This is a genomic window from Oceanispirochaeta sp. (assembly GCF_027859075.1).
Taxonomy (GTDB): domain Bacteria; phylum Spirochaetota; class Spirochaetia; order DSM-2461; family DSM-2461; genus Oceanispirochaeta.
This window is the reverse complement of record NZ_JAQIBL010000143.1, coordinates 1-10,797: the sequence shown is the minus strand read 5'-3', so window position 1 is coordinate 10,797 and position 10,797 is coordinate 1. Positions and strand designations below refer to the sequence as shown.

Below are 10,797 nucleotides of genomic sequence, written 5' to 3'. Positions count from 1 at the left end.
CAGCTTTTTCAGATAAAGAGATGATATCGTCCCCCGGGGCAATCCAGTTCCGGTTTTCGATGCCTGTCATGTTAAGGATTTCACCCTCTTCCCAGCCGGGACACTGCTCCATGATCTCTTCATTGCTGACCTTACGGCTTCCCATGACCCCTTCTAAATCCAGAATCCAGGGACGTCTGTCCCCGGAAGCTGCCGAAGCTGTCGGAAGGACGGTTCCACCCTCCGGGTTCAACCCGGTAATTTGAGGCTCACCAGGCTCTTCCCTGGTTTTGGGCTTCAGCAGGATTTCACCGGTATCGATGGTTTTGACTGTCAAGGCAGGGGTTCCGATTTCAACGGCTTCTCCCTCGTCCAGAAGCAGGGCTTCCACCACCCCGCTCACGGGTGACATGAGCTCTGCCGCGGCCTTATCGGCTTCGAAATCGGCAAGAAGCTGACCTTCGCTGATACTGTCGCCGGGTTTGACCTTCCAATCTATGATGGCTGCCGTTTCATCTGCCGGACTGGTTCCGATAATTTCAACAGTAAATAACCCGGTATTGCTGCTCTTCTCTTTCTTCCAGCTGATTGTCCCATCCAGCAGGTCTACTGCGGTTTCAAGAATTTTCTGATAGGAGGGAAGAAGAACAAGCTGATTGTCAAAATTGCAGGGAACAAAGGTATCTTCCCTGACCAGACGTCTGATCATCAAGGGTCTTTTCACATGCTCTGCCAGCACTGCGGCAATCTCTGAACTCATAGAGGCGGTTCTGTTCTCTTCATGAACAATGATGACCCGACCCGTTTTTTCAGCCGAGGCAATGACCATGGCCCTGTCCCAGGGACTGATGGACCGGAGGTCTATCACATCGCTGCTGATGCCCTGCTTAAGCAGAGTGTCTGCGGCTTTCACACAGAGTTTGACAGGATTTCCATAAGTCACAAAACTGATATGATCACCCTCGCTGTGCTTACGGGCTATCCCCAGGGGAACAAGCTGACGGGAAACATCCCCGCTGGTACGGCTCATGGCTTCATTCAGACAGGCTTTGGGGTAAAAGAAGATGGTAGGACGTTTTGATTCAAAGGCGGCATTCAAAAGGCCCGCCGCATCACCCGCAGTGGAGGGCATGACCACATCGATTCCGGGGATATGAGCCGCCACGGCCTCCATACTGGAGGCATGAAAGGGTCCGAGTCCCGGTTTATACCCACCGCAGGAAACCATGACGATCATGGGGCACTGCCATCCGCCGTCACTTCTCCAGAACATGCTGCCCGCCTCGGCCCATAACTGATTAAAGGCGATAGGCAGAAAGTCGGCAAACTGCAGAAAGGCAACGGGGTGTTTCCCCGCCAGGGCTCTTCCTACAGAAAGGCCGATGATGGTAGATTCCGTAAGGGGACTGTTCTGAACGCGTCCGGGAAACTCCTGGCTCAGTGTTTTAGTCACACCAAAGACATCCCCCTTGGGGTCTTCCAGGTCTTCTCCCAAAAGTTCTACTCCGGGATTCCGTGATATTTGAAAACGGAGAGTTTCCCTGAGAGCTTCGATCATGGTCAGGGCTTCTTTCCCGGGAGTGCCCCTGTATTCCTGGTCGGGATCACTCAAATGGGCAGGCAGCTCTCTTTTAGCCGTAAACACGGGCTGCGGATCTGCAGACTGCTGCACCTTCCGTGCCGTCTCAGCCAGGGTTATTCGTATTTTTTCAACGTCCCGGTCCAGTTCTTCTGCAGGAATTCCCTGCTCTATCAGCCAATTCCCCAGATGGATGATGGGATCACCTGTTTCCCGGGCTGCCTGAATTTCATCTTCACTGCGGTAGACCCTATGGTCATCCGCATTGGTATGGCTGTGAAGACGGTCCACCGAAAAGACGACAATCTGAGGCTTCCTGTTTTGCCGCATTTCACCGACCAGTGCCTCGAAGGCATCGGGAAGATCGGCAGGATGACGTCCATCCAGTCTTGTGATGGGAATGCCGTAATAATCCCCGGCCGGGCCGTCTGGTCTGGAAAAAAAGGTCTGCCCTTCGGTCTTGGTAGAAATGGCAAACTGGTTATCCTGGATAAAAAAGAGAACCGGAAGTTCTTTGCGGACCGCATGGGCGACGGCTTCCAGAACCTCTCCCTGTTGTGACATCCCGTCTCCCAGTCCGCAGAGAACGATGGGATGATCCGCATTGGCTTTCACCGCTTCGGCGACCCCCGCGGCCTGTAGGGCACTGTTTCCCACAGGTCCTACAATACTCAGTACTTTTTTTTCGGGATCACTCATATGAGCATTCATCTGACGGCCTCTGGAATGAGAACCATCTTTATTAAAAAGGGACATGAAGAACATTTCCGGCGAAATGCCTCTGGCCAGCATAAGGGCTTTATCTCTGTAATGGCAGTGCAGCCAGTCCTGGGGGCCAAGAAAGTCCTGGAGTAGACAGGTTCCTTCGTGGCCGGCCCCTGAAACATGAAAGAACGCCTCACCTCTGCCGGTGTAGCTTTGTTCCAGAAGATCCATTTCTCTAGCAGTCACCATGGTGGTGTAATTTTTTCGGAAGGTAGATAAGTCCATTGCGCCTCCAATTATCTATCAAAGCTGATTTGCAGCTTCGACGGGTATTCTGTTAAGGCCTAAGGGCCTTTATTTTGACACATTCCCAATATATGTCATTTTAATATATATACCTTATAAGCTTTTCCCTGATCTGAAAAGGGTGATTTGATCAATTAGTACGAAAACACTATGTGAATTTAGAGTCTATAGGAGGGAAAGAAGGGATTGATCACTTTTTTTTATGAAGTCCGCATTCCCTGCTTTCAGGGTTTTCCCACCACCACCGGCCGGAACGTATATCCTCTCCCTCCCTGACCGCCCTCGTGCAGGGAGCACATCCGATGGAAGGGTAACCCTTTTTGTGCAGAATATGGATAGGAACGGAGTGGTCTTTGATGTAATCCCTGCACTGATCTTCACTCCATTGAGCGAGAGGATTGATCTTCACCAGGGAAAACGCCTCATCCCATTCAACAAACTCTACGGCCTGCCGGGTCACTGACTGATCCCGCCGGAGACCGCAAATCCAGGCATCCAGACCATCCAGGGCCCGCTTCAGAGGATCAATTTTCCTGATGCGGCAGCACTCCCTGCGGTTTTCAAGGCTGGTATAGAAGGAATTCGGCCCCTTTGTACTCACCAGTTCTTCGACGGCCTTCGCCTCAGGAAAATAGACACGAATGGGAGTCTTCCATTTGATCCGGATCTCCTCCATCAGGTCGTAGCTTTCCTGAAAGAACCGCCCCGTGTCCAGGGTAAAGATCCCGGCGTCTGATGATATTTCCCGGAGCAGGTCGGTAATGACCATATCTTCCATTCCCAGACTGGAGGACTGCATCAGCCTGTCACTTCCGAATTGTTTCAAAGCCCAGTTCAGAACATCCTCCGGTCCCGAGCCGGCCAGCACCTGCTGCCACTCGGGGATGAGGTCTTTCAAATCAGTCTTTGACATTTCTGTAGACTTTTCTAATCTTTTTTATGTCTTCTTCATTCACAGAGTCCATCAGATTCATATCTTTTTTCATCCTGGCAAAGACCTCTACGGTTCTTTGGATTTCGACATCCGTATGAGAAGTCGTGGGAATCATGCGGAACATACAGAGTCCGGGAGGAACGACGGGGTAAACAACGGCTGTTACAAATATCAGGTTCTCACGGAGGTATTTCACCATCCGGACCCCCACACCGTTCACATCATCACTTCCGGTGGGTGTAAAGACAGAGCAGATGGGTGATTCCCCCGGCCCGATATAATACCCCAGATCCTTGAGGCCCTTTTTCAGCTTGCTGGAATTGTCCCACATGATCTTCCGGCGGTCATCACCGGCAATGACAAAGTCCAGAGTCTTATCCAGGGCTTTCACGTACACCATGGGAAGGCTCTTTGCAAAGACCTGAGTCCGTGCATTGAAGGCGATCCAGTCAATCACATCCTGGTCTGCCGCCACATAACCACCTATCGCGGCAAAAGCCTTGGCAAAGGTACCAAAATAGAGATCTACCCGATCCTGAACCCCGAAATGATCGCCGATTCCACGGCCCTTTTCACCCATAACACCCACACCATGGGCATCGTCAATAAACAGGCGGGCATTGTATTTCTCCTTGAGTTCACAGATTCCGGGAAGATCAGCCAGGTCTCCAGTCATGCCGTAGACCCCTTCTATGAGGATCATGACACCCCCTTCCCTGTTCTTATTCACCTGTTGCAGAACGCTTTCCAGATCTTTCATATTGTTATGTTTGAAGTAGCGGATGGTGGCACCTGCTGACTTGGCCATGGAGGCTGCATCCAGGATACAGGCATGAGCCAGGCGGTCTACGATGACAGTATCTTTGGAACCGCAGAGGGATGAAACGATTCCCAGAACCCCCATATACCCGTAGTTGAAGAGGTAAGCCGCTTCTTTCTGGGCAAACTCGGCCAGTCTCTTTTCAAGATCCTGATGATGCTGGGTATTGCCGCTCATCATACGGGACCCCATGGGTGAACTGGTTCCGAAATCCTGAACAGCCTGTGCGGCCACCTGTTTGACTTCTTCGTTCTCCGCCAGCCCGATGTAGTTGTTTACAGACCACATGACAACTTCGTTGCCCTTGTACTGCATTGTCTTTCCGGGCAGGGGGTCCATGGTCGGCCTGGTCAGATCCCGGTCTCCCGCTTTTCTATAATAACCGAAGTATCCGCCGTCAGTTTTACATTTATCAAAAATATCAATCATAGTATTCTCCTTGCCTCATATTTCTTTGTTAAAATAATTTCTGTACTTGTTCTATCACATCCGAGACCTCTTGGTCAGTGGAAAAGACCAGGTCCGCCACAGTGGGTGCCGTGGTATGTTCTTTCTGGTAGCGCCCCATTCCACCACCGGTGATATTCAGCATGACCAATGCATTCTTATGAACCTGCCTGGATTCAAGGGCTTTGATCAGTGAAGCCACAGCGACAGCAGCCGCAGGTGAGATATCATTCCCTTCACTCTGTTCAAACAGAAGGGCTGCTTTTTCTGCTTCCTCATTATCTGCTAAAAGAACATCTCCCCCACTGGCCTTCAGGGCATCATACAGACCATTGGGCAGAGAATAGGGAGGCTTTCTGTTGGACAGCACCTTGGCATTGATGATTTGCGACTGCTGACGGGCTTCATTGTTATCCAGACCGAGCAGAGTCCGGCTGTCTGCCTTCCAACTATCATGGATAATCTGGAAAGGAACGTTCTGGGAGACCATCAGCTTCATTTTGTTCCTGCCAAAATTTCCGTCTTCCTCCAGGCGGAGAGCGGCTTCCCAGGCGGCAATGGCACCGGTACCGCTGCCGACAGCCTGGAAGTAAAACTCGGGAATCTTCCCGATTTCTATGGCTGCCGAGAGAACCGTTGTTCCCATACCGTCCCGGCGGGCCGGATTTTTGGCCCCTCCCTCGGGATAGAATCCTGCTCCTTCGCAGAGTTTATTGGATAAGGCAATGGCATCAAAATAATCAGAACCCGATGCGCAGGCAATGACTTTAATGCAGTCCGCCCCGGGGGCATCCGACCAGAGAGAATTCAGATTATCCTCTGGAACGCAGACCACCAGGGGAATGTTATTCTCCGAACAGACCCGCATAAAGGCCCGGGCCGTATTGCCCGCCGAAGCGACCACCAGTACATCCTCTGTATTTTCAGGGATACGGGCACAGACGGCATAAGCCTCGCACTCCTTGAAGGTTCCAGTTTTCATGGAAGCACCCTTTTCGGGCCACCATCCGTTGAAGGTAATCCAGAGATTATTCATCCCGAGAGCCTTAGCCAGTCCTTCACTCTTATAGCTCACCGGAGCGGATGATCCCTTGAGCTCCCGCTGTATGGGGAGCCAATCGGAAAAGCGGTATAACCCTTCTTCCATCGCACCTGTTTTAAGCTGTTTTTTCTTATAGGAAGCCCTCAACAAATGAGGGTCTCTGCATTCGGGACATCCCAGGATTCTTCCGTCATCTTCAAGGTCCTTCCCGCAACAAAGAGCCTTCAGGTTATAGTGATTTCCATTCTTTTTTCCACTCATTTAATATCTCCCAGGAGTTCCCATTCTGTCATAATTTGATCAACTTCTTCCAGATGGTCTGCCGTGTTTTCGGGATGGCGGATATGCCAGTCCGGAACCAGATCCGTCGTGATATCCCGGCCCACCCAGATGGTTTTCAGGCGGGAAGAACCGATGAGCAGCTGAATCAGATCACGCTCCTCATAGGTCAGTGCATCAATCTTCACAATAAAGAAAAGTCCCGCATCCATCATGATATGGGAGATCTCAGAAATCCTGCGGATATGCTCTTCCCTGATCATCTGATTGTGTCTGTTCTGGAACCCATTCCGAAGGTCCGCATCCAGACCATATTTCAGACTGCGGTACCCCAGATAATAGACTGTTTTATCCAGAGAAAAGAGTTTTTTCTCCAGCTGTTCTGCAAATTGCTTATTACCGCCGTTCAGTACTCCTGTGACCAGAATCAGGGCCGGTCTCTGTTGATACTGCTGCATCCGGTCCAGTTCGGTGACAATCCCGTTCTCCCATTCCAGGTTTCTCCTGATGAGTCTGTCTCCATACTCACTCTGGCGGCCTTCTACCACCTCCCGGATAATCCCGCCTCCGGCAATTTCATACCCATCCACAAGGACAAAACGGCTGGTTTGAGGCAGATCCATGACCAGGTCAAAGGCGATCACCTTTTGAAGAGTTAATATACATTCCGCCACATCATGCCGGTCTACCTGGTTTTTCCTGTCCTGGGCATCCAGAGAGGAGGCATCAATGATTTTGCTGATCTCGGTCAGCTGGCAGCGGACTTTTGAGGTACCTGTTTTAAGCAAATACTCTTTGCCGGCAACAAGGGGTTCCCGACCCAGCCAGAAAAGACTGACCATCAGGCAGTTCCCCACCCTGGGGGGCATCTCATCCACCCGGCAAGCCAGAGCTCCCCGGGAGAGGTAGATCTGTTCTTCCAGAGTAATCCCCGTCGCCTTCCCTGCAGAAACCTCTGTCACAGTTTGTGTATTAAAAGACTCAATGCTTTTCACCCGGCTCTTTTTACCCGAAGGATAGAAGATGAGTTCATCCCCTTCCTTGAAGGAACCTGTTTCAGCCGTCCCGGCGATGATTCGCCGGCTGTCAGCGAAGTTTGTAAACTTGTAAATATCCGTTACAGGCATTCTCAGAGGCAGTCTTTCCAGGGATTCACTCTTCTTGAATTGATCCAGAAGCTCCAGAACCGTGGCCCCCTCCCACCAGGGCATACGGTCCATCCTGTGATAGATATGATCCCCTTCCCGACCACTGACAGGAACAAATTTTACTTTGGGAAGGTTGATGGATTTCAAAAAACGGGAGAATTTCCTGACAATCCGCTTATAAACCTGCTGATTGTAGCCTACCAGATCCATCTTATTGACAATGACACAAACCTGACTGATCCCCAGCATGGCCAGAAGGTAGCCGTGACGCCGGGAGTTTTCCTGAATTCCTTCATCCGCATCGATGACCAGAAAAGCTGCCTCTGCCCGGGCCGCCCCGGTGATCATATTCTTTAAAAACTCAATATGACCGGGAGCATCAATAATAATATAGTCTCTCTTATCGGAATTGAAGAAGACCCGGGCGGCGTCGATGGTAATTCCCTGAGACTGTTCATCCTTCAGAGCATCCAGGAGAAAGGCATACTCAAAGGGTTTGGAGTTTTTTTCACAATCCCGGCGGATCTGTTCCAGCTTCCCCTCGGGGAGGCTTCCCGTATCGGCCAGAAGCCGGCCTACAACTGTGCTTTTGCCATGATCCACATGACCGGTAAAGACGATGTTCATCTGCTCGCGCTGCATCACATGTACCCGTCCCGTCTCAGGGTTTCCAGTCCACCCCCGTCTTCCTTATCCTGGGCCCGGCCCGAACGTTCGGCGATGTTAGCAAATTTACCGGTTTTTAATTCGGAGATGATTTCGGAAACATTCCTGGCCTCCGACTGTACCGAATGGGTACAGGGTCCGCATCCCAGGGAGCGGTAGCGCTCACCGGAACCCTGATTGTAATACAGGGAAACTGTGGGGATCTTTTCCCTTTCGATGTACTCCCATATATTTGTTTCCGTCCAGTCCAGAAGAGGATGGATTCTCACATGGGAACCCGGGGCAAAATCTGTCTTGAACTGATTCCAAAATTCGGGAGGCTGATCACCCACATCCCAGATATTCTCCTTATCCCTGGGACTGAAATACCGCTCTTTGGAGCGGGAGCCCTCTTCATCGGCCCGGACTCCCACGATGACTCCGGTGTACAGATCCTTGTTATCATCCAGTTCATAACGGTCAGTACCGTGATTAAAGCGGTAGCGTTTCCAGTTTCCATTCAATGTGTTTTTCAAAGCCTCTGCCTTGAGGAGCCGACAGCAGGTCAGGCGGTCAACATTCCCGTCGGGATATGTCTGCCCGGCCGCCAGAGCCTCCGAGTTTTCTCCGTAGACCATGGGAAGATTCCATTCACGGGTCAGGCGGTCCCTGTATTCGATCATCTCTGGAATCTTAAAATGAGTGTCGATGTGCACCAGAGGGAAAGGAACATGACCGTAAAAGGCTTTACGTGCCAGCCATAAAAGAACGGTGCTGTCTTTTCCAATCGACCAGAGCATGCACAGATTCTTAAAATTGGAATAGGCTTCCCGGAGTATCCGGACGCCGATGCTTTCTAATTGATCAAGTTGGTTCATGCTTAACAGTACAGAGGGGAGAGATGCTCTGTCAAAAGGAATTGGCTTATGTTAATAAATCTTAATGGAAGAGTGAACGACCGAACTGTTATCTTCGGGGCATCAAAGTTAAGAATAATGGATCTGAGGCTTATCATTATAAAATATATCTTATAAACTCTTAACAATTCATTTTTTCAGGGTTAGAATAATAAACATGAAAAGAATTATTCGGGCAGTTCTTGTTTCCTCTTTAACATTATTGTTGGTGACCTGTTTCCTCTATGAGGAAAAGATTTATGACAATCCCTTTGATCCTAAATTAACAGGGGGTGCTTACAATCCTCCGGTGGCAGCCATTGTTCTGGACGGGAGTTTATTTGATTGGGACTCAGTGCCGACATACGTTTATGACACTACATTTGAAGGCACAAACTCCGGTTTACCTACAATTCCCGGGGGTGACATTAATATTATCAAAGTCGCTCAGGACGATGAAAACCTTTACTTCTATCTATCAACTGAGAATGGTATTCCTCTTGAAAATCCGGGAACTCAGTTTAGTATAAATATGCATGACGAAAACGACAACTACAGTGTGAACGCCATAAATTTATCCCACAATTCGGATGGAACAATGTACTGGTGGTCTAATTATAATTACCGTATTGATGCTGATACCTGGGATGGATACCCCCTTGAAGATCCAGCGTTCCGATTTCCCGGATTTGATCCCGGAGTTCAGGCCATAGAGTTCGGAATATCAAAAACAGTTTATTGGGATGAATTAGGAACTAATGAGAAGATGAATTTCAATCTGGACACCTGGTATGAGCCCTACCAAATAAGTGACGGAGATGGTGGTCTGGATCATATTAATGATGATGATAATAATTATATCATCCTAATTAAAGGAGCCGCTGAAGCCACCCCCAGCGAAGATGTGCCGATTGTTCAGTTCCCAAGGGGTACTCCCAGTATTAATGGTTCATACGATGGATCATTTGAATGGGAAGATTACGGAGTCTGGTACCAGGACTTTTTAGGTGATGATACAGGAACAGATAATAACTGTGATATCGATAAAATATATATGCAGCAGGATGATGAGAATATCTATATGCTTGTGACTTTTGATGATCCTGCTCAATTTGACAGTTCAGGAAATTTGGTATCATACAACCTGAACGCAAATCATAGTGAAGGAACATATAATTACACATTTCATGCAGATCATGACGGTGGATCAGCATGGGTAGCAAATATCAATGGTAATCCCACCAATTGTTTTGCAGTATCAGCTCAGGATGGTTATCTGGAACTTCAGTTTGATAAAACTGAAACCTGGGATGGCTTACCCTACGGAGCTTTCAATTTTAGATTAGAAGTCTATGACCAATTCAGTTCTCTAGTAGATAGTGTCAATTTTATGGGTTCATACAAAAAATCAACCGACACTCCGCCAACACCATAATATTCTACAAAGCAATCGAGTAGGCGGAAATCTATAGATTCCCGCCTCTCACACCACCGTACGTACCGTTCGGTATACGGCGGTTCAACCAAATAGACTATGGTACCTGCAATCAAGTACCACCCGATCATACTCCATACGTTTAGTATGAAGTCTCTTATAGAAACCTGCAACATCCAACAATCCGAAGTGATTGTGAATCACCTCGTTACGTAACAGAGGGTTCAAAACACCAGCCATCTTCCAGTAGGAATTGCTTCCGAGTTTCCAATGTTTCAGAACCGAGTCACTTACACCCAATTGCCTCAGGCGATGTTTCCGGTTCTTGCCATTCTTCCACTGCTTCCATAGATATTGACGGATTCGTCTTCTTGTCCATTCCATCAAACGTTCAAGGTATTTCTTCATGGAGCTTCTCGCAAAGTATCCAATCCATCCTCTGAATATACTGTTAAGCTCGGCTATGACCGTTTCAATCCTTACACCACGATTTCGCCGGGTAATTAATCTTATTCGGTCTTCAAGCTTTTTCAGTTTCTTCTTTTGAGGCATGACCATACCTAGTTTTTCCTGTTTTCCGTA

Annotated in this window: 8 protein-coding genes; 1 reads left to right on the top strand and 7 read right to left on the bottom strand. The window is 49.0% G+C overall.

The features are described from left to right. From PF479_RS08210 to cysD, 6 genes are all read right to left on the bottom strand, one after another. Positions 1-2,548: thiamine pyrophosphate-dependent enzyme (locus PF479_RS08210; RefSeq protein WP_298004743.1), on the bottom strand; the 2,548-nt coding region annotated here is incomplete at its 3' end. A 211-nt stretch (positions 2,549-2,759) separates the two neighbouring features. Next, on the bottom strand, positions 2,760-3,482 hold the full coding sequence (locus tag PF479_RS08205; protein ID WP_298004740.1) for a phosphoadenylyl-sulfate reductase: 723 nt from the start codon (positions 3,480-3,482) through the stop codon (positions 2,760-2,762). Further along, the gene (locus PF479_RS08200; protein WP_298004736.1) at positions 3,469-4,752 is read right to left on the bottom strand and encodes a pyridoxal phosphate-dependent aminotransferase family protein; all 1,284 of its coding nucleotides are present in this window, start codon (positions 4,750-4,752) and stop codon (positions 3,469-3,471) included. The genes PF479_RS08205 and PF479_RS08200 overlap by 14 nt, the downstream gene beginning before the upstream one ends. A gap of 28 nt (positions 4,753-4,780) precedes the next feature. After that, the gene (locus tag PF479_RS08195) at positions 4,781-6,073 is read right to left on the bottom strand and encodes a cysteate synthase (RefSeq protein WP_298004733.1); all 1,293 of its coding nucleotides are present in this window, start codon (positions 6,071-6,073) and stop codon (positions 4,781-4,783) included. Further along, complete coding sequence (locus tag PF479_RS08190) at positions 6,070-7,881, bottom strand: GTP-binding protein (RefSeq protein WP_298004730.1); 1,812 nt, start codon at positions 7,879-7,881, stop codon at positions 6,070-6,072. The genes PF479_RS08195 and PF479_RS08190 overlap by 4 nt, the downstream gene beginning before the upstream one ends. Next, positions 7,881-8,762, bottom strand: coding sequence for a sulfate adenylyltransferase subunit CysD (gene cysD, locus PF479_RS08185; RefSeq protein WP_298004727.1), 882 nt, complete (start codon positions 8,760-8,762; stop codon positions 7,881-7,883). The genes PF479_RS08190 and cysD overlap by 1 nt, the downstream gene beginning before the upstream one ends. 196 nt (positions 8,763-8,958) lie before the next feature. Here cysD and PF479_RS08180 point away from each other — a divergent pair, with 196 nt between their 5' ends. Beyond that, entirely contained in the window at positions 8,959-10,215 is a 1,257-nt protein-coding gene (locus PF479_RS08180; protein WP_298004724.1) for a hypothetical protein, read from the top strand. 84 nt (positions 10,216-10,299) lie between these two features. Here PF479_RS08180 and PF479_RS08175 read toward each other — a convergent pair. Further along, positions 10,300-10,797, bottom strand: a 498-nt coding sequence (locus PF479_RS08175) for a group II intron maturase-specific domain-containing protein (protein ID WP_298004722.1), incomplete at its 5' end; no start/stop codon positions are given.